The sequence below is a fragment of the Pseudomonas putida genome (assembly GCF_028682395.1).
Taxonomy (GTDB): Bacteria; Pseudomonadota; Gammaproteobacteria; order Pseudomonadales; family Pseudomonadaceae; genus Aquipseudomonas; species Aquipseudomonas putida_AB.
Genome location: NZ_JANHLC010000003.1, coordinates 16,448 through 34,719 on the forward strand (window position 1 = coordinate 16,448; position 18,272 = coordinate 34,719).

The 18,272-nt window shown below is 62.5% G+C and carries 18 protein-coding genes; 6 read left to right on the forward strand and 12 right to left on the reverse strand.

Features of this window, described 5'->3' with window-relative positions:
- Window positions 1-134 precede the first annotated feature (134 nt).
- From pqqA to NPS46_RS08355, 5 genes are all read left to right on the forward strand, one after another.
- Window positions 135-209: a pyrroloquinoline quinone precursor peptide PqqA gene (gene pqqA / locus NPS46_RS08335; RefSeq protein ID WP_274107098.1), complete on the forward strand. Its 75-nt coding sequence runs from the start codon at window positions 135-137 to the stop codon at window positions 207-209.
- Between the two features lie 286 nt (window positions 210-495).
- Window positions 496-1,248 carry a pyrroloquinoline-quinone synthase PqqC gene (gene pqqC / locus NPS46_RS08340; protein ID WP_274106073.1) on the forward strand — a complete coding sequence of 251 codons (753 nt, stop codon included), beginning with the start codon at window positions 496-498 and terminating at the stop codon, window positions 1,246-1,248.
- Window positions 1,245-1,520, forward strand: a complete 276-nt coding sequence (pqqD, locus tag NPS46_RS08345) for a pyrroloquinoline quinone biosynthesis peptide chaperone PqqD (RefSeq protein WP_274106075.1) — start codon at window positions 1,245-1,247, stop codon at window positions 1,518-1,520. The genes pqqC and pqqD overlap by 4 nt, the downstream gene beginning before the upstream one ends.
- On the forward strand, window positions 1,492-2,667 hold the full coding sequence (pqqE, locus tag NPS46_RS08350) for a pyrroloquinoline quinone biosynthesis protein PqqE (RefSeq protein ID WP_425312714.1): 1,176 nt from the start codon (window positions 1,492-1,494) through the stop codon (window positions 2,665-2,667). The genes pqqD and pqqE overlap by 29 nt, the downstream gene beginning before the upstream one ends.
- Window positions 2,633-4,468 (forward strand): S9 family peptidase, encoded by a 1,836-nt coding sequence (locus NPS46_RS08355; RefSeq protein ID WP_274106077.1) that lies wholly within the window; start codon window positions 2,633-2,635, stop codon window positions 4,466-4,468. The genes pqqE and NPS46_RS08355 overlap by 35 nt, the downstream gene beginning before the upstream one ends.
- A gap of 27 nt (window positions 4,469-4,495) precedes the next feature.
- On the opposite strand, the gene NPS46_RS08360 is transcribed toward NPS46_RS08355, so the two are convergent.
- The 4 genes from NPS46_RS08360 to NPS46_RS08375 form a co-directional block, all read right to left on the reverse strand.
- Window positions 4,496-4,654, reverse strand: coding sequence for a YqaE/Pmp3 family membrane protein (locus NPS46_RS08360; RefSeq protein ID WP_003228885.1), 159 nt, complete (start codon window positions 4,652-4,654; stop codon window positions 4,496-4,498).
- A gap of 181 nt (window positions 4,655-4,835) precedes the next feature.
- Window positions 4,836-5,561, reverse strand: a complete 726-nt coding sequence (locus tag NPS46_RS08365; protein WP_274106079.1) for a type 1 glutamine amidotransferase — start codon at window positions 5,559-5,561, stop codon at window positions 4,836-4,838.
- Complete coding sequence (locus NPS46_RS08370; protein ID WP_274106081.1) at window positions 5,562-6,842, reverse strand: aspartate aminotransferase family protein; 1,281 nt, start codon at window positions 6,840-6,842, stop codon at window positions 5,562-5,564.
- Window positions 6,839-7,537, reverse strand: a complete 699-nt coding sequence (locus NPS46_RS08375) for an MOSC domain-containing protein (protein WP_274106083.1) — start codon at window positions 7,535-7,537, stop codon at window positions 6,839-6,841. Before NPS46_RS08375 ends, NPS46_RS08370 begins: the two co-directional genes overlap by 4 nt.
- Window positions 7,538-7,639: 102 nt before the next feature.
- Between NPS46_RS08375 and NPS46_RS08380 the strand changes: the two genes are divergently transcribed.
- Window positions 7,640-8,569, forward strand: a complete 930-nt coding sequence (locus tag NPS46_RS08380; RefSeq protein ID WP_274106085.1) for a LysR family transcriptional regulator — start codon at window positions 7,640-7,642, stop codon at window positions 8,567-8,569.
- A 223-nt stretch (window positions 8,570-8,792) separates the two neighbouring features.
- Here the strand turns inward: NPS46_RS08380 and NPS46_RS08385 are convergent, their stop codons facing one another.
- The 8 genes from NPS46_RS08385 to bioF all read right to left on the reverse strand — a co-directional run bounded on the left by NPS46_RS08385 (window position 8,793) and on the right by bioF (window position 18,226).
- Window positions 8,793-10,571 (reverse strand): acyl-CoA dehydrogenase C-terminal domain-containing protein, encoded by a 1,779-nt coding sequence (locus NPS46_RS08385; RefSeq protein WP_274106086.1) that lies wholly within the window; start codon window positions 10,569-10,571, stop codon window positions 8,793-8,795.
- Between the two features lie 236 nt (window positions 10,572-10,807).
- On the reverse strand, window positions 10,808-12,100 hold the full coding sequence (locus NPS46_RS08390) for a GGDEF domain-containing protein (RefSeq protein WP_274106088.1): 1,293 nt from the start codon (window positions 12,098-12,100) through the stop codon (window positions 10,808-10,810).
- 278 nt (window positions 12,101-12,378) lie between these two features.
- Window positions 12,379-14,184, reverse strand: coding sequence for a phenylacyl-CoA dehydrogenase (locus tag NPS46_RS08395; RefSeq protein WP_274106090.1), 1,806 nt, complete (start codon window positions 14,182-14,184; stop codon window positions 12,379-12,381).
- A 259-nt stretch (window positions 14,185-14,443) separates the two neighbouring features.
- On the reverse strand, window positions 14,444-14,740 hold the full coding sequence (locus NPS46_RS08400; protein ID WP_274106092.1) for a pyrroloquinoline quinone biosynthesis protein PqqE: 297 nt from the start codon (window positions 14,738-14,740) through the stop codon (window positions 14,444-14,446).
- A gap of 107 nt (window positions 14,741-14,847) precedes the next feature.
- The gene (gene bioD / locus NPS46_RS08405) at window positions 14,848-15,528 is read right to left on the reverse strand and encodes a dethiobiotin synthase (protein ID WP_274106094.1); all 681 of its coding nucleotides are present in this window, start codon (window positions 15,526-15,528) and stop codon (window positions 14,848-14,850) included.
- Window positions 15,525-16,337: a malonyl-ACP O-methyltransferase BioC gene (bioC, locus tag NPS46_RS08410; RefSeq protein WP_274106095.1), complete on the reverse strand. Its 813-nt coding sequence runs from the start codon at window positions 16,335-16,337 to the stop codon at window positions 15,525-15,527. Before bioC ends, bioD begins: the two co-directional genes overlap by 4 nt.
- Window positions 16,330-17,061, reverse strand: coding sequence for an alpha/beta fold hydrolase (locus NPS46_RS08415; RefSeq protein WP_274106097.1), 732 nt, complete (start codon window positions 17,059-17,061; stop codon window positions 16,330-16,332). The genes bioC and NPS46_RS08415 overlap by 8 nt, the downstream gene beginning before the upstream one ends.
- Complete coding sequence (bioF, locus tag NPS46_RS08420; RefSeq protein WP_274106099.1) at window positions 17,054-18,226, reverse strand: 8-amino-7-oxononanoate synthase; 1,173 nt, start codon at window positions 18,224-18,226, stop codon at window positions 17,054-17,056. The genes NPS46_RS08415 and bioF overlap by 8 nt, the downstream gene beginning before the upstream one ends.
- Between the last annotated feature and the right edge of the window lie 46 nt (window positions 18,227-18,272).

Here is an 18,272-nt window from a genome sequence, read left to right on the forward strand (position 1 = left end):
CGGGCGTTCTTCGCCAGGCCGACGTCACGGGTTATTAAAAAGGCTCGCCTGATCGCCTATGCATCGGTCCATGCTTGCCCAGGTGGGCTATAGGTATAGGGCACATTCGCCCGGCCACCTGCAGGAGTCACTTTATGTCGTGGAGCAAACCTGCCTATCTCGATCTGCGGATCGGCTTTGAAGTCACCCTGTACTTCGCCAACCGTTGATCGCTTGCGCACTATCACGCCTCGGTTCGCCGAGGCGTTTTTGTTTACCGGCTTCGTGGCGGTGAGGCGGCCCATGCGGACCTGACTCCCCGGGTGCACCAATACAGGCAGGCTGGCGGTTTTCGCACCGCCACTGGGCTGCGCCGAACGTGTCGAACCTGTAGGCCGAAAGGCTTAAGTGACCCAAGACGGAATGAGTATTGAGCTGCCACCGACATCGCGAGCAAGCTCGCTCCTACACGCGACTTGGGTCTCCCAGGCGCCCTCTTCGTTCTGGAGCCCGGCAATGACCGATACACCGCTGTCCCCAGCTGAATTCGAACAGGCCCTACGCGCCAAGGGCGCCTATTACCATATCCACCACCCCTACCACGTGGCGATGTATGAAGGCCGCGCGACCCGCGAGCAGATCCAGGGTTGGGTCGCCAACCGCTTCTACTACCAGGTCAATATTCCCCTCAAGGATGCGGCGATCCTGGCCAACTGCCCGGACCGCGAGGTGCGTCGTGGCTGGATCCAGCGCCTGCTCGATCACGATGGCGCCCCAGGCGAGGAAGGTGGTATCGAGGCCTGGCTACGCCTGGGCCAGGCGGTGGGCCTGGACCCGGACCAGCTGCGTTCCCAGGAACTGGTGCTGCCCGGCGTGCGCTTTGCCGTGGACGCCTATGTCAATTTCGCCCGTCGCGCCTGCTGGCAGGAGGCGGCCAGCAGCTCGCTGACTGAACTGTTCGCACCACAGATCCACCAGTCGCGCCTCGACACCTGGCCACAGCATTACCCTTGGATCGATGCGACCGGCTATCAGTACTTTCGCAATCGTCTCGGCCAGGCACGCCGCGACGTGGAACACGGGATGGCAATCACCCTGCAGCACTACACGACCGTGGCAGGCCAGCAGCGTATGCTGGAAATCCTGCAGTTCAAGCTCGATATCCTCTGGAGCATGCTCGATGCCATGAGCATGGCCTACGAGTTGAACCGACCGCCCTATCACAGCGTGACCACGGAACGGGTCTGGCACACAGGAATCGCCTTATGAGTTTCGACCGCAGCCGGACCCCCACCTGGCGTCCCGGCTACCGTTTCCAGTATGAACCGGCGCAAAAGGGCCATGTGTTGCTGTACCCCGAAGGCATGATCAAGCTCAATGACAGCGCGGCGCTGATCGGTGGCCTGATCGACGGCCAGCGCGATGTGGCCGCGATCATCGCCGACCTGGGGCGCCAGTTCCCCGACGTGCCTGAACTGGGCAGCGATATCGAGCAATTTATGGAGGTCGCCCGTGCACAGCACTGGATCGAGCTCGGCTGACAGCAGCACGCCAACGCTACCCGCCACCCCTGAAGTCGGTCTACCTTTGTGGCTGCTGGCCGAACTGACCTATCGCTGCCCGCTGCAATGCCCGTACTGCTCCAACCCACTGGACTTTGCCGCCCAGGGCCAGGAGCTGAGCACCGAGCAGTGGTTCAAGGTTTTTCGCGAAGCCCGGGAAATGGGCGCCGCGCAATTAGGCTTCTCCGGCGGCGAACCGCTGGTCCGCCAGGACCTCACCGAACTGATCGGTGAGGCACGCCGCCTGGGTTTCTACACCAACCTGATCACTTCCGGCATCGGCTTGACCGAGCAGAAGATCAGCGATTTCAAAAAGGCTGGCCTGGACCATATCCAGATCAGCTTCCAGGCCAGCGACGAGCAGGTGAACAACCTGCTGGCCGGCTCGAAAAAAGCCTTCGCGCAAAAGCTGGAAATGGCGCGGGCGGTCAAGGCCCATGGCTATCCGATGGTGCTGAACTTCGTGACCCATCGGCACAATATCGACCGCATCGACCGCATCATCGAGCTATGTATCGCCCTGGAAGCCGACTTTGTCGAGCTCGCCACCTGCCAGTTCTACGGCTGGGCCCAGCTTAACCGCGTCGGCCTGCTGCCGACCCAGGCGCAACTCACCCGGGCCGAACGCATCACCAACGAATACCGCGCCAAGCTCGAAGCCGAAGGGCATCCGTGCAAGCTGATCTTTGTCACCCCGGACTATTACGAGGAGCGCCCCAAGGCCTGCATGAATGGCTGGGGCAGCCTGTTTCTCACCGTCACGCCGGATGGCACCGCCCTGCCTTGCCACGGCGCCCGGCAACTGCCGGTGCAGTTCCCCAATGTGCGCGAACACAGCATGCAGCACATCTGGTACGACTCGTTCGGCTTCAATCGTTATCGCGGCTACGAGTGGATGCCCGAGCCGTGCCGCTCCTGCGACGAGAAGGAACGGGATTTCGGCGGCTGTCGCTGCCAGGCCTTCATGCTCACGGGCGACGCCAGCAAGGCCGATCCGGTGTGCAGCAAATCGGCGGATCATGGGATCATCCTCAAGGCTCGTGAAGACGCCGAGCATGCTACCCAGACCATCGAACAACTGGCCTTTCGCAATGAACGAAACTCACGCCTTATCGTTAAAAGCTGACCCCTTCAGTGCCGAGCAGGCGGTGGCCGCCGGTGTCGACTTTGCCGAATTGCGCCATGGCGCGGCGGGGCTGTTCTGGAATGAATACCGCCCCAGCGACGCCAGTTGCCGGATCTGGCACTGGCGCGATGGCCAGGCCCATTGCCTGACACCCGCCGGCTTCAGCGTACGCTCGCGGGTCTACGAATATGGCGGCGGGGCTTTCTGCCTGAGTGATGAAGGGCTGGTCTTCGTCAACGAAACCGACCAGCAGCTTTATCGGCAAGATCTTGCCGGCAGCATGCCCTCGGCGTTGAGCCAGGGCGACTGTCGCTATGGAGACCTCAGCTTCGGCCATGGCTGGGTACTGGCCGTGGAGGAACAAGGCAACAGCCATCGCCTGGTGGCCATCCATGGGCGCAACGGCGAGCGCCAGGTCTGGGCCGAAGGTGCCGACTTCTACAGTGCACCGACCCTCAGCCCGGATGGCACGCGCCTGGCCTGGATCGAATGGGACAGACCCCATCAACCCTGGACCGCTACCCGCCTGATGAGCTGCCAACGCCTGGCCGATGGCCGCTGGGACCGCGCCCGCTGCGTGGCCGGCGACGAGCTGCCGGAAGCGTTGCAGCAGCCGCGCTTCGATGCCCAGGGGCGACTGGGCTGCCTCACGGATCGGGGCGGTTTCTGGCAACCCTGGCAGGAAACCGCAACGGGCGCCCTGCACGCCGTGCCCAGCGCGGCGGCCGACCATGCGCCAGCCCCCTGGCAACTGGGCACCAACACCTGGCTGCCCCTGGCCGATGGCGGCTATCTGGCCAGTTGGAATGAACACGGCTTTGCTCGCCTGGGCCTGGCGCGTACCGACGCTACGCTGCAGGACTTTACCGGCGACTACAGCCGCTTTCGGAGCCTGGCGCTGGATGCCGAGTACCTCTACTGCATCGCGGCGTCGCCCATCAGCCCTTCGGCGGTGCTGGCCATCGAACGTGCCAGCGGCCATCGCCGGGTCCTGGCGGGCGGTAAGGCGCCGTTGCCGCCGGAGCGCATCAGCCGGCCCCGGACCCTGCGTTATTCCAGCGGCGACGACGAAGCCCATGGCTTCTTCTATCCCGCCATGAACGACACCCCCACCCCGCCGCTGGTGGTGTTTATCCATGGCGGCCCGACCTCGGCCTGCTACCCGATCCTCGACCCGCGCATCCAGTACTGGACCCAGCGCGGCTTCGCCGTGGCCGACCTCAACTACCGGGGCAGCAGCGGCTACGGCCGGGCCTACCGGCAAGCCCTGCACCTGAACTGGGGCGTGGTCGATGTGCAGGACGCCTGCGCCGTGGTCGCGCACCTCGCCGGCCAAGGCCTGATCGACGGAACACAAGCCTTTATCCGCGGCGGCAGCGCCGGTGGCTACACGACCCTGTGCGCCCTGGCGTTTCACCAGGTATTTCGCGCCGGCGCCAGCCTGTATGGCGTCAGCGATCCCCTGGCACTGGGGCAGGCGACACACAAGTTCGAGGGCGATTACCTGGATTGGCTGATCGGCGACCCGCAGCGCGATGCCGCTCGCTATCGGGCACGTACGCCGCTGTTGCACGCACAGAACATCGACGTGCCAGTGATTTTCTTTCAGGGCGAACTGGACGCCGTAGTGGTCCCACAGCAGACCCGGGACATGGTCAAGGCCCTGCAGGACAGAGGCGTAGCGGCCGAGGCCCATTACTATGCGGATGAACGCCACGGGTTTCGCAAAGCCAGCAACCAGGCCCATGCGCTGGAACAGGAATGGCGGTTTTATCAGCGCGTGCTCACTTCATCGCAGTAGAAGAAGCGAGCGCACGCGCTAGCCCGCTCAGCGCTTGGCGATGATGTACACCGCGTGCACGATCCCCGGGATGTAGCCGCACAAGGTCAGCAGAATATTCAGCCAAAACGCGCCACCGAATCCGACCTGCAGAAACACCCCCAAAGGCGGTAACAGGATCGCGATAATGATTCGAATAAAGTCCATGGGCAGCTCCTGATAAGGGTGGGCTCGAACGAGCCACTCAGCTAATCGACCTCTCTCTCGCGCTCAGGGTTCAGTCCGCCTGGCCTGCATCGTTGTTTCAAGCCCAAAAAAAACGCCCCGCGCCGAAAGAATCAGGCACGGGGCGATGCGTTATTACCGCGAGACGGTTCGTAAAATTCGCTTAGCGCAATTGGGCCTGGGGCCCGCTGAGGTAATCCAGCACTCGAAACAACGTCGGGCTCGCGCCGTTGCAATGGGGGATACCTTCGCGAATCGCCTGGTAGTCCTCGACGCTATTGGGCATCGCCGCCTGCTCGGCACTCAACCAGGCCTTGGGCTTGCTGTGCAGCAAAGCTTCGATGCTTTGCAGATTGCTCTGGAGCAGGCATTGCAGGCCAATGGCGCGCTCCTGCCAGATAAACCCCTGGTTGGCGCAGGCTGCCGAGCGATACAGCGGCAATGCGCCCTTGGGCAGCTCGAAGCTTTCACCGTGCCAATGAAAAGCCATCAATCGTTGCGGCAATGCCTGGCCCAACGGCGACTGCCCGGCACTGGGGTATTTCTCTACCGGCCACCAACCGATTTCCGCTGCCACGCTGGGCCGCACTTCGGCGCCGAGGGCCTGGGCCAGCAGTTGGGCGCCAAAGCCGATGCCCAACACGCGCTTGCCGGCAGCCAGGGCATTTTTCAGCAGACGCTTCTCGCCCGCCAGCCAGGTGACACGCGCCTCGTCATGCACGCTGAAGACGCCGGCCAGCACAATCAAGAGGTCAAAACTGGACAGGCGAGGCACGCGGGCCTGGGCATACATATGGCAGATATGCACGGCACTGGCATGTTCCAGCAACCATTGGTTGATATGCCCGGGCCCCGTGTGCGGCGAATGTTGCAGGATCAGGACGCGCATTTAAACCGCCACTCCCTTGCGACACTGCAACTGGGCGGTACGCACCCGGGCAAAGGCCCGTGCCAGGCGCAGCAGCATTTCATCGATACTGCCCTTGCTGATCGTCAACGCTGGCGAAAAACGCAGGCAATTGCCCTGGGGCGCGTTGAGCAGCAACCCTTCATAGCGGGCCGCCTTGATCACCTGCTCCGCCGAATCATCGGCCAGCGTCAGCCCCCAGAGCAGGCCCTGGCCGCGCAACTCGCCCTGACCATAGCGGTGGGCCAGACGGCTCAGGCCCTCGCGCAGATGCTGGCCGTTGTCGCGAACCTGCTTGAGAAAGCCCGGGTCGAGCACGGTATCCAGTACGGCCAGGCCTGCGGCCATCATCAGTGCATTGCCATGATGGCTACCTTCCAACTCGCCGGCGTCAAAACAGCAGGCGCTGCCCCGGGCCAGCAAGGCGGCCAATGGCACGCCGCCGCCAAGGCCCTTGCCCAGGGCGACGATATCGGCACGCACGCCATAATTCTGCTCAGCCAGCAGCGCGCCGCAACGCCCCATGCCGGTCTGCACCTCATCGAGGATCAGCAGGATGCCCAGTTCACGGCACAGCCGTTCGACGCCCTTGAGGTAATGCTCGCTGGCCGGGATCACCCCGGCTTCGCCCTGGATCGGTTCGAGCATGATCGCCACGGTCTGGGCATCCACCGCCGCGTGCAACGCCGGCAAATCATTGAAGGGCACGCTGCTGAACCCCGGCAACCCGGGCTCGAAGCGGTTCTCGACGGCGTCATTGGCCGACGCGGTGAGCATCGCCAGACTGCGGCCATGGCACCCCTGGCTGGCCGTGATAATACGGTAAGCCCCCCCACGGTGAAGCTGGCCCCATTTGCGCGCCAGCTTGATCGCGCCTTCACAGGCTTCGGCGCCACTGTTGAGGAAATGCACCTGATCGCTGCCGGTGCTTTCACACAGACGCTCAGCCAGCGACAGCAGGCCACGGCTGTACAGTCCCGGCCCCGGGTTGATCAGCGACTGCGCCTGGCGCGTCAGCGCATCGACCAGCACCGAAGGGCTGTGCCCCAGGCTGTTGACCGCGCCGCCCTGAGTGAAATCCAGATAGGCACGGCCCTCACTGTCCCACAACCAGGAACCCTGGCCACGCACAAACACGGGTTGAGGACGCTCGACACTGGGCATCAGGTACTCACGGGCAAGGGCAGGGTCACCGGGCGGCTCGTCATCGACGCGCAGGTCGTCAAGGCTCGGCACCGGACGTCGCAGATTGAACAGGTTCATGCGCGCAACCCCTCCAGTGGCAGGCCAAGCAAGCGCGCGGTCCAGTCTTCGACTCGACCGGTACGCATGCGCTTGATGGCGATATCGCGCCAGCGAGACGCCAGCGCCGGGCAGTCCACCAACTTCTTCAGACCGGCGTGCTCGAGCGGTTCCCGATAGAAAGCGCGCAGGGCCCAGGCCACGGTCAACCCGGGATAGCTGCGCTGGATCAGCTCGAAAGGCTGGTCGCCACTGACAAAGCCTGGTTTCAGGACCCGATAGAACCAGCCACAGCGCCCATTGTCCTGAGCCTGCTGCGGCAAATCATGCAGCCCCCAGCGATGGCTCAGGCGATAGCACGGCGAGCGCGGCTGGCTGATCTGCAACAAGGCGCCCCCCCAGCGAAACATATCGCCCAGGCACACCTGTTCTTCGTTCAAGCCGTGGGTGGACAGATTTTCCCCAAAGGCCGGCGCGCACCAGCCAATCTGCGGATAGCGTTTGCGCCAGTAGGCATAGTGTTCGGCGGGGTAGTGATGCAGCGCCCGTTCAGGGCCGGTGTGAAAACGTGGATCACCATGTTCGTCACTGCCCAGGCCCTGTGGCCATAACCAGAGTCGGTTGGCAACACGATGTTTGTCGGTATCACCGAACAAACCCTGCCCCAGGTTTTTTGCCTTGCCTATGTAAACGCCGTCCACGCCCACGCTGCTCATCTTACTCTCTGGCCCTGTAAGCCCTGTGAATAGGGGGTAGACTAGGCTCCCTACAGGCTCACAGCCATTTCGATTTTCCAGCATTTTCGATAAGCAATACTTATGGATTTTAAGCAACTGCGTTATTTCGTCGCGGTGTATGAAGAAGGCCATGTCGGGCGCGCTGCCGAACGCCTGTCAATCTCCCAGCCGGCCCTGTCGCAGCAGATCCGCCAGCTGGAACACAACCTCGATGTGAGCCTGTTCGAGCGCAGCAGCAAACGCCTGCTGCCCACCCTGGCCGCGCATACCCTGTACAACCACGCCCTGCCACTGCTCGATGGCTTGCAGCGGGCCCGCGAGGCCCTGCGCAACTTCCAGGGCCAGGCCCTGCGCACCCTGGCCATCGGCGTACTGCAGACCGTGCACACCAGCCTGGTCCCGCAGATGCTCGAACGGGTGCGCCAGGCCCAGCCTCACCTAGTGGTGCAGATCTACGAGTTGACTGGTCTGGAGATCGAGCGACGGCTGCTCAATGGCTCGCTGGATATCGGCATCAGCTATCTACCCGCGCGCCAGCCGGGCCTGCATGGGGTGCAGTTGTACGAGGATGAGTTGCAACTGGTCATCCCGGCCGATCATCCCTTGCGTGAATTCAAGAAGGTGTCCCTGAGCCAGGCTGCGGAACTGCCCATGTTGCTGCTGGGTGAAGAGTTCCAGGTGCGGCAGATCTGGCAGACGCAGCTGGCCAATCTTGGCCGGCGACCGCAAGTCCAGGCGGAGTTGAACAATATGGCCGGGATTCTCGACAGCCTGCCCCATACGCGCCTGGCCACGGTGCTACCCGGACGCTCGCGGTTGGCCCATGACGATGATGCCTTGCTGTGGAAACCGCTGAGTGAACCGCGCGTGCCGCTCAGGGTGGGCCTGGTCTGCCGTGACGTGCAGCGCCAGCAAGCAACCTTGGAGCTGTTGCGCACGCTGCTTGAGGATGGGCTCAATGGCCCGGATACGCGCCTGGCTACGCCGGCCATCGAAGGGTTGCGCGAGTAAAAAATCGAGGCAAAAGAAAACCCCGCCGAAGCGGGGTTTTACAGACTGTTTCCCTGACATCCATTTCGCTCCGCCTTCCTGGCAGAATCCTACGTGTCCCTGTTGTTGCTTTGAGCTTCCTGCTCGACGTCCATGAGCAGTAGATTAGCCGTGGATCCAATTTGGCGATAGGGACGAACCGCCGCACGTTATGTAAGCAAATGCTTACGTGACGCAGTTTGAATCAGAATTGTGCGGCATCCAGCAGGTACAACGATTCGCTACCGGCCTTGACCGACGCACTCAAGGAGTGGAAACGCGGCAACAAGCGGGCGAAATAGAACCGCGCGGTCCCCAGTTTGCTGGCGTAGAAATCGTCCTCGCCTTCCTTGCCCAGCGCCGCCCGGGCCATCAACGCCCACATGTAGGCGTAAGCCACATAGCCAAAGGCTTGCAGGTACTCGACCGAAGCCGCACCAATCTCATTGGGGTTGCCCTTGGCGCGATCCAGCACCCAGAGGGTCAGGTCGTCGAGCTGGCCCAGGGCTTCGCTCAGCGGTTGCGTGAACTCGCCCAGGCTGGCGTCGGCGGTGCCGATAAAGTGGCGGATCTCATCAGCGAACAACTGGTAGAACGCCCCGCCGTTACCGACGATCTTGCGCCCCACTAGGTCCAGCGCCTGGATGCCATTGGTGCCTTCGTAGATCTGGGTAATCCGCACATCACGCACCAATTGTTCCTGGCCCCACTCGCGGATATAGCCGTGACCACCAAAGATCTGCTGGCCGTGCACGGTGGTTTCCAGGCCCAGGTCCGTCAGGAACGCCTTGGCCACCGGCGTCAGCAACGCCACCAGTTCGTCGGCACGTTTGCGCGTGGCCGCATCTTCGCTGAACTTGGCCGTGTCGAGTTGCATCGCCACGTAGGTGGAGAACGCGCGACCGCCTTCGTTGGCCGCCTTCATGGTCAACAGCATGCGCCGTACATCCGGGTGGACGATGATCGGGTCAGCGGCTTTATCCTTGGCTTGCGGACCGGTTGGCGAGCGGCTCTGCAGGCGGTCACGGGCGTATTCAATCGCGTTCTGATAAGAACGCTCGCCGGTGGCCAGGCCCTGGATACCGACCCCCAGACGTTCGTAGTTCATCATGGTGAACATGGCCGCCAGGCCCTTGTTCGGCTCGCCGACCAGATAGCCAACAGCTTCATCGAAGTTCATCACGCAGGTCGCCGACGCCTGGATCCCCATCTTGTGCTCGATGGAACCGCAGTTCGCCGGGTTACGCGCACCGAGGCTGCCATCGGCATTGACCATGAACTTGGGCACCAGAAACAGCGAGATACCTTTTGGCCCGGCTGGAGCGTCCGGCAGCTTGGCCAAAACCAGATGGATGATGTTCTCGGTCAGGTCGTGCTCACCGCCGGTAATAAAAATCTTGGTTCCGGATACCTTGTAGGAACCGTCAGCCTGAGGCTCGGCCTTGGTACGAATAATCCCCAGGTCGGTCCCGGCATGCGGCTCGGTCAGGCACATGGAGCCGGCCCAGAGGCCCGCGTACATATTCGGCAGATAGGCGGCCTTCAATTCTTCACTGGCGTGGGTGTTGATCGACACGCAGGCGCCGGCCGTCAGCATGGGGTACAAACCGAATGCCAGGCTGGAGGAGTTGATCATTTCCTCGACCTGGGCCGAGACCGCCTTGGGCATGCCCATGCCGCCATAGGCCGGGTCACCGCCGACGCCCACCCAGCCGCCTTCGGCGTAGGTCTGGTAGGCCTCGGGGAAGCCGATCGGCGTGCTGACCGCGCCATTGTCCCAGCGACAGCCCTCTTCATCGCCACTGCGGCTTAGCGGGGCAATGCTCTTGGCCGTGACCTTGCCGGCCTCTTCAAGGATCGCCTCGACGGTTTCGGCGTCCACGCTGTCTGCCAATGCCGGCAACTGGGCCCAGAGTTTAGCGACCTCGAACACTTCATTGAGGACGAAGCGCATATCGCGCAGGGGGGCTTTGTAGTCAGCCATGGCAAACCTCGCAAGATCTAGTCGGTAGGGCTCGAACGGCCCGCTTTAACGAAGGCTCGAGTGTAACCGAACAACTTTTGAGACACATAGGGTCGGCATATGACCTTTTTGTAATTTTTGGTCACGCAATAGAGCGCGAGCACACTCCTTCCTACAGAAATCCAATGGAAACCTGTAGGAACGAGCTTGCTCGCGATCTGGTTACCTGTCGACACTGACCCCACAGCAATGCTGGATCAGCTCCCCGGCATGTCCTGACGCACCGCCCCACGGCGATTCTGGCCGTGAGCCATGACACAGTTGCGCCCAGCGCCCTTGGCCGCATAGAGGGCCTGGTCCGCCGACTTGAGGACTTCTTCGGGGCTGCGGTGCTCCGGCTGGCGCTCGGCGACACCGATACTGACGGTCACCGAGACGCTCGATGCCCCCGCTGCACCGCGCCGCTGGCGCCCCTGTTGATCGTCCTGGGGACGGTTGTCCTTGTTGCGCAACTGGATCTGGTAGTGGGCGATGGTTTCGCGAATCAACTCCAGGTGCGGCAGGCAATCCTCCAGCGTCTTGCCGGCAAACACCACCGCGAACTCTTCACCGCCGTATCGATAAGCACGGCCACCGCCAGTGACCTTCGCCAGCTTGCTGGCCACCAGGCGCAAGACCTGATCGCCCACATCATGGCCGTGGGTATCGTTGAATTTCTTGAAGTGGTCGACATCGGTCATCGCCAGCACATAGTTGCGCCCCAACCGCTGCATACGCTCATTCAATGCACGGCGCCCCGGCAGGCCTGTCAACTCATCGCGAAAGGCCATCTGGTAGGCCTCATGGGCTACCGCAGCGGCGATCATCAGCATCACCTGGCTGCACATGATGTTGAGGGTGAACGGCAGGATAAAGGTCTTGGGCAACATCCAGAAAATCCCCAGCAACCCCACCAATTGGGCCGCATGCAGGGGCCGCGGGTGACGCCAGTACTGCACCGCCAGCAGAATGAATGCCGCCAGGAACACCGGATACGACAACTGGATCAGGCTCATCCACGCGCCATGCAGCGCCGGCCAGCGGATTTCCGCCAGCCAGGCCAGCAGCGCCTGGGGATAACTTTGCTCCAGCCCCAACGCGACACTGCCCACGGCAAACAGCACGGCAAAGCGCGCGACCATGTCCTGGAACAGGTGCGTGCGCTCGGGCCAGGCGGCGAACAGGCCGAACAACAGGGGCAGTAGCAGGCAACAGAGATGGAAGACCACCGCGGCATCCTCCCGCACCCGGCCATTGTCGCGGTAGTAGTCGGTCTGGGTATCGAGCAGGTAGTAGGCGATATACACCGTGACCATCAGGAACAGTTCGCGCTGGCGGCGGTACACCGCGCAGTAGGCGCCGCCGAGCAACAACACCAGGGTCGGCAGAACGTTGAACAGGGACGTGAAGAAGACGTTGAGATCCTTGACGTAGGCAGCAGCCAACCCGGCAAGAAGCAAGAACAACGAAGGAAGGAAATGACTCAAACGTGCAGCGGAAGGACGTGACAAGGGTAGAACTCCGACCCGGCAATAAATAGTAGCACTGTGCCTTTACTTAACCCAGTAAAGCACACTCACCCCGGCGGATGTGGCGTGAATGCCGTTTCTTTAACGGCAGAGATCAGGATTTTCTTAGTGTTTTGCTAGGATATTTTTTGTCGATATTTTCCCCCTGTACCCGTCGACCATGATTCGCCCGCCCGGCCTCCTGCACCCACCGAATGCCAGGCGAAAAAAAACCGCTTCCCACACAAGGGAAACGGTTTTTCAAGCCTACTCAGTCGGACTTAGTAGCCCAGGCTGAAGTGCTCTTCCTTCATGTCCATCAGGTTATTGGCGCCCGACAGCATGGTGGCAACGTGCGTACGGGTACGCGGCAGGATACGCTGGAAGTAGAAGCGCGCAGTCTGCAGCTTGGCGGTGTAGAACGCCTCGTCGCCAGTACCGGCCGCCAGTTTCTCGGCAGACAGACGCGCCATGTCAGCCCAGAAGTAAGCCAGGCAGGCGTAGCCGGAGTACATCAGGTAGTCGACCGAAGCCGCACCGACTTCTTCGCGATCCTTCATGGCCGCCATACCGACCTTCATGGTCAGCTCGCCCCATTCCTTGTTCAGCGCAGCCAGAGGCGTAACGAATTCCTTGACCGCTTCGTTGCCTTCGTTGGTCTGGCAGAACTTGTGCACGATCTTGGTAAAGCCCTTGAGCGCTTCACCCTGGGTCATCAGCACTTTGCGGCCGAGCAGGTCCAGCGCCTGGATACCGGTGGTGCCTTCGTACAGCATCGAAATACGGCTGTCGCGAACGTTCTGCTCCATGCCCCACTCGGCGATGAAGCCGTGGCCGCCATAGATCTGCACACCATGGTTAGCCGACTCGAAACCGACTTCGGTCATAAAGGCCTTGGCGATTGGCGTCATGAAGGCCAACAGTGCATCGGCTTTCTTCTTCTCTTCTTCGTCCACACCGTACTTGACGATATCGACCTGCTTGGCCGTGAAGTACACCATCGCCCGGTTGCCCTCGGCAAAGGCCTTCATGGTCAACAGCATGCGACGTACGTCCGGGTGCACGATGATCGGGTCAGCGGCTTTGTCCGGCGCTTTGGGGCCGGTCAGGGAGCGCATTTGCAGACGCTCGCGAGCGTACTTCAGGCCGCCCTGGAAGCCGATCTCGGCATGGGCCAGGCCTTGCAGCGCGGTGCCCAGGCGAGCGGTGTTCATAAAGGTGAACATGCAGTTCAGGCCTTTGTTCGGCGGGCCGATCAGGAAGCCGGTGGCACCGTCAAAGTTCATCACGCAGGTCGCGTTGCCGTGGATGCCCATCTTGTGTTCCAGGGAACCGCAGGAAACGGCGTTACGCGCACCGACGCTGCCATCGGCGTTAGGCATGAACTTGGGCACGATAAACAGCGAAATGCCTTTGGTACCCGCCGGAGCATCCGGCAGGCGGGCCAGGACGATATGGACGATGTTGTCGGCCATGTCGTGTTCACCGGCCGAGATAAAGATCTTGGTCCCGGAAACCTTGTAGGAACCGTCAGCCTGCGGTTCGGCCTTGGTGCGCAGCATGCCCAGGTCGGTACCGCAGTGTGGCTCGGTCAGACACATGGTGCCGGTCCATTCGCCGGACACCAGCTTGGTCAGGTAAGCCTCTTGCTGCTCAGGCGTACCGTGTTCGGAAATAGTGTTCATCGCGCCGTGGGACAGGCCTGGGTACATACCCCACGACCAGTTGGCTTCGCCAACCATCTCACTGACCGCCAACCCCAGCGACTCCGGCAGGCCCTGGCCGCCGTGCTCCACGTCGTGGGCCAGGCTTGGCCAGCCGCCTTCGACGAATTGCTTGTAGGCTTCTTTGAAGCCGGTCGGGGTTTTAACGCCAGATTCACTCCAGGTGCAGCCTTCGGTATCGCCAACGCGGTTCAGCGGTGCCAGTACCTGCTCACAGAACTTGGCGCCCTCCTCGAGAATGGCGTCAACCATATCGGGCGTAGCGTCCTGGCAAGCCGGAAGGCTTTGATAGTGCGCTTCGTAGCCGAGCAGTTCGTCACGTACGAAACGAATATCACGCAAGGGGGCCTTGTAGTCAGGCATAGCGATAAACCTCTGCTGATGAATCCTGGAATGAACAACCGCGTGGATTTATTGTAGCGGTCAAACAGTTGTTTGAAACATACGTTTACGCCGAATTCTTGTCAAGCATCGCGCACGCGCCGTTCGTCATCGTTCAAGCAGACGACAGACAGCCAAAAGCCTTCGGCCCATGGCCGGGTAAACCGAAATGAAATAAACGCGAAAAGGCGCTCGTGATCGAGCGCCTACAAAAGCATTGGAAAAGAGGGGCCCGTAGAGATCAGGCGTAGGTGTCGATCAGCGTACCGAGGACTTCATCCGAAGCTTTGGCGACCTTGACGCCCAGTTCGGCCTGGAGCTTGCCCAGGGTCAGGTCGACCATATTGCTCTCCAGGTCTGATTGCTGGCTGCGGTCGACGGCAAGCAGACGGTTGACCTGGGTCGGCGAAGACTGGCTGGCCACCGAGCGCTCGACGGTCTGACTGGCGATTTGGCTGGCCGCCTGGTCGACGCGATTCTGCCCGCTCTGAATACTGCTCAGGCCAGCATAGAAGGCGGTATTTCCCGAAATTTCCATGGGCGTACTCGACTTTGGACAAGGACAACGACCTGTATTGAAGCAGATACATCCGGGAAAGGCCCGTCAAAAACACTAATGGCTTTGTGCCCGGTGATAGGCAAAAACTAGTCCAGCAGGTCCAGTTGCAGATGAGCCGCCACTGCCTGCGCACTGGCCGGCCGCAGCCTCGGCACGCGCCCCAGGCACGGCGCCGGCAGGCGTTCGGCAAGGGTCGACAGGTTTTCTTCTAAGCGGGATGTCTTGGGGTCGATGATATTCGCGACCCAGCCCGCCAGTTGCAGGCCATCCCGGGCAATGGCTTCAGCCGTGAGCAAGGCATGACTGATACACCCCAGGCGCACACCCACCACCAGAATCACCGGCAGGTCCAGGGCCATGGCCAGATCGGAAATATTCGCCTGATCCGCCAACGGCACCCGCCAGCCTCCGGCACCTTCGATCAGGGTGAGATCGGCGCCCTTGGCCAGCACGTTACGCATGGGCCCGAGCAGCGAGAGTACCGTCAGCGCCACGCCGGCTTCGCGGGCGGCCAGGTGCGGTGCAATCGCGGGTTCAAAGGCCAGCGGATTGACCTCGGCATAGTCCAGCGCCACTGAGCACTCGGCCAGCAACGCCAGGGCGTCGGCATTGCGCAGCCCTTTGGGGGTCACCGTGCAGCCGGAAGCCACCGGCTTGCCAGCGGCGGTGCTCAACCCGGCCAGCCGCGCCGCGTGGAGCAGGCCGGCAGCGATGGTGGTCTTGCCCACATCGGTGTCGGTGCCGGTAATAAAGTACGCAGGGCTCATAGCGGTTTCTCCAGTACGGCGTAGACCACCTGATAAGTCGCCGGCAAACCGTCGACCCGTCGAAAGCGCTCATAGGCGTCCATCAACCCCAGCACCCGCGCCCGCCCGGTCAACCCACCCGGGCGCCCCGGGTTGAGGTTGTGTGCACCCAAGGCCTTGAGTTCATGGGTCAGGCTGCGCACGTCCGGGTAATACAGCACATGGGGTCGGCACTCCAGGCTGACCACACGCAGCCCACTGGCCTCGCACAAGCGATGATAGTCGCCCAGCGCACGGAAGCGATTGACATGCACCCGCCCATCGACCGACCGCCAGCTATCACGCAACTCCTGCAACGTGCCCGTACACAGGCTGGCAAATGCCAGCACCCCACCGGGTTGCAGTACCCGTCGAGCCTCGGCCAGCACTGCGGCAAAATCCGCACACCACTGCACCGCCAGGCTGGAGAACAACAACGAGCAGCACTGGGCCCGCAACGGCAGGTGCTCGGCGTCGCCGGCAATAAAAGCCGCGGCGCCCCCCTGCGGCCGGGCGTGGGCAAGCATGCCCTCGGCGATATCCAGGGCTACCCCCTGGCTACGTGGATACGCCTGCGCCAGGGCACGCGTGAAATAACCCGTGCCACTGCCCACATCCAGCCAGCGCAGCGGCTGCAGCCCTTCGGGCAAGCGGCTCAACAACTCATGACCGACATCGCGCTGCAACTGAGCCACGCTGTCATAGCTGGCGGCCGCACGGGAGAACGAAGCCGCCACTTGCCGCTTGTCCGGCAACACGCTGGCGACCGAGTGAATCGCTAGATCAGTCATCGCCCGCCTCGTGCAAGAACGCCTGGATCGCCGCTGCCACTCCGTGGGGGTCGTCCAGAATAAAGGCATGGCCAGCCTGTTCGATCAGGCCGATTTCCACATCCGCCAACAAGCCAAGCAAGGCTGGCGCGGCCTCGGCCGGCACCAGGCCGTCAAGCCCGGCATAGAGGTGCAACTGCGGCCCGGCAAAGGCCTGCAAGGCCTCACGCGTGTCCAGTTGGCCCAGCACCTGGAGACCGGCCATCAACTGCGCTGGCGCGCTTTGGGGAGCCGCCCCCAATAGCAGGCGCGCCTGTCCACGCGGATCCTGGCTGCCCTGGGCGCAGAGCAGGGCAAAGCGTTTAAGGGTCAATACCGGGTCTGCCCGACAGCCCTCGACAAAGGCTGAAAACGTAGCGCCATCCATTGCCTGGGGCCAGGCATCGCGGGCGACAAAACACGGGTTGCTGGCCAGGGTCAGCAACCCGCAACAACGCTCACCCCGCCGCGCCGCCAGCTCACTGGCCAGCATACCGCCCAGGGACCAGCCGCCCAGCCAGGCATCTTCGGGCAAGGTCGCATCCAGCTCGTCGAGCCACTCGGGCAGCGCCGCACTGTCCAGCGTCGGCAAGGGCTCGATGCTGACGTGCAGGTGTTCGTCCAGCCCGCGCAGGGCCGCAGCCAGCGGTTCCAGCGGCGAGACACCGAGGCCCCAGCCAGGCAACAGAATCAGGCGATCACGCATGGTTCGGCTCCAACTGTTGGTAACACTCTGCCAAGCCCTCTAACAATAGCTGCACTTGGGCCGCGCTATGCGCCGCCGACAGAGTGACCCGCAGCCGCGCGCTGCCCGCCGGCACCGTCGGCGGACGGATGGCCGTGACCAGTAATCCACGTTCACGCAACAACCGCGACAGGCGCATGGCCCGCTCACTGTCACCGATCAGGATCGGCTGGATCGGCGTAAAGCTGTCCATCAACTTCAGGCCAATCTGCTGCGCGCCCTCGCGGAACTGGTAGATCAACGCCTGCAGGTGCTCGCGGCGCCAATGCTCGCTGCGCAGCAACTCCAGGCTCTTGAGGGTCGCGCAGGCCAGGGCCGGCGGTTGGCTGGTGGTGTAGATGTAGGGCCGGGCGAACTGGATCAGGCTTTCAATCAGGTCATCGCTGCCGGCGACAAAAGCGCCGGCCGTACCAAAGGCCTTGCCCAGCGTGCCGACCAGGACCGGTACCTGCTCCAGACTCAGGCCAAAATGCTCGACAATCCCACCGCCGGTAGCGCCCAGCGGACCAAACCCGTGGGCATCATCGACCATCAACCAGGCACCACGGGCCTGGGCCTCACGGGCCAAAGCCGGCAAGTCGGCCAGGTCGCCGTCCATGCTGAACACCCCGTCGGTCACCACCAGGGTATTGCCCGTGGCTTTCTCCAGGCGCGTGGCCAGGCTTTGCGGGTCGTTATGCAGGTAGCGCTTGAAACGCGCCCCGGACAGCAGGCCGGCATCCAGCAAAGACGCATGGTTGAGGCGGTCTTCGAGCACTGTGTCGCCCTGCCCGACCAGGGCCGTGACGGCGCCGAGGTTGGCCATGTAGCCGGTACTGAAGAGCAGCGCCCGCGGACGTCCGGTCAGCTCGGCCAGGGCTTCTTCCAGGGCATGGTGCGGACCGCTATGCCCGACCACCAAGTGGGAAGCGCCACCACCAACGCCCCAGCGCGCGGCGCCCGCCTGCCAGGCTTCGATCACCTGGGGATGATTGGCCAGGCCCAGGTAATCGTTATTGCAGAAAGCCAGCAAGGGCTGGCCATCGACCACGACACAAGGCCCCTGCGGGCTGTCGAGTAATGGACGCTGGCGATAGAGATGGTCGGCGCGACGGCTGGCAAGGCGCGCATTTAAATCGAAAGGCATGCAGACCTCGGAACAGATCGTTGGAGCAAGGACACTCGCAGCAGGC

Excerpts from the sequence above, each read along its gene's own strand:
- pqqC (WP_274106073.1), top strand. The coding sequence starts at position 496 with ATGACCGATACACCGCTGTCCCCAGCTGAATTCGAACAGGCCCTACGC.
- pqqD (WP_274106075.1), top strand. The coding sequence starts at position 1,245 with ATGAGTTTCGACCGCAGCCGGACCCCCACCTGGCGTCCCGGCTACCGT.
- NPS46_RS08355 (WP_274106077.1), top strand. The coding sequence starts at position 2,633 with ATGAACGAAACTCACGCCTTATCGTTAAAAGCTGACCCCTTCAGTGCC.
- NPS46_RS08360 (WP_003228885.1), bottom strand. The coding sequence starts at position 4,654 with ATGGACTTTATTCGAATCATTATCGCGATCCTGTTACCGCCTTTGGGG.
- NPS46_RS08365 (WP_274106079.1), bottom strand. The coding sequence starts at position 5,561 with ATGCGCGTCCTGATCCTGCAACATTCGCCGCACACGGGGCCCGGGCAT.
- NPS46_RS08370 (WP_274106081.1), bottom strand. The coding sequence starts at position 6,842 with ATGAACCTGTTCAATCTGCGACGTCCGGTGCCGAGCCTTGACGACCTG.
- NPS46_RS08375 (WP_274106083.1), bottom strand. The coding sequence starts at position 7,537 with ATGAGCAGCGTGGGCGTGGACGGCGTTTACATAGGCAAGGCAAAAAAC.
- NPS46_RS08380 (WP_274106085.1), top strand. The coding sequence starts at position 7,640 with ATGGATTTTAAGCAACTGCGTTATTTCGTCGCGGTGTATGAAGAAGGC.
- NPS46_RS08385 (WP_274106086.1), bottom strand. The coding sequence starts at position 10,571 with ATGGCTGACTACAAAGCCCCCCTGCGCGATATGCGCTTCGTCCTCAAT.
- NPS46_RS08395 (WP_274106090.1), bottom strand. The coding sequence starts at position 14,184 with ATGCCTGACTACAAGGCCCCCTTGCGTGATATTCGTTTCGTACGTGAC.
- NPS46_RS08400 (WP_274106092.1), bottom strand. The coding sequence starts at position 14,740 with ATGGAAATTTCGGGAAATACCGCCTTCTATGCTGGCCTGAGCAGTATT.
- bioD (WP_274106094.1), bottom strand. The coding sequence starts at position 15,528 with ATGAGCCCTGCGTACTTTATTACCGGCACCGACACCGATGTGGGCAAG.
- bioC (WP_274106095.1), bottom strand. The coding sequence starts at position 16,337 with ATGACTGATCTAGCGATTCACTCGGTCGCCAGCGTGTTGCCGGACAAG.
- NPS46_RS08415 (WP_274106097.1), bottom strand. The coding sequence starts at position 17,061 with ATGCGTGATCGCCTGATTCTGTTGCCTGGCTGGGGCCTCGGTGTCTCG.
- bioF (WP_274106099.1), bottom strand. The coding sequence starts at position 18,226 with ATGCCTTTCGATTTAAATGCGCGCCTTGCCAGCCGTCGCGCCGACCAT.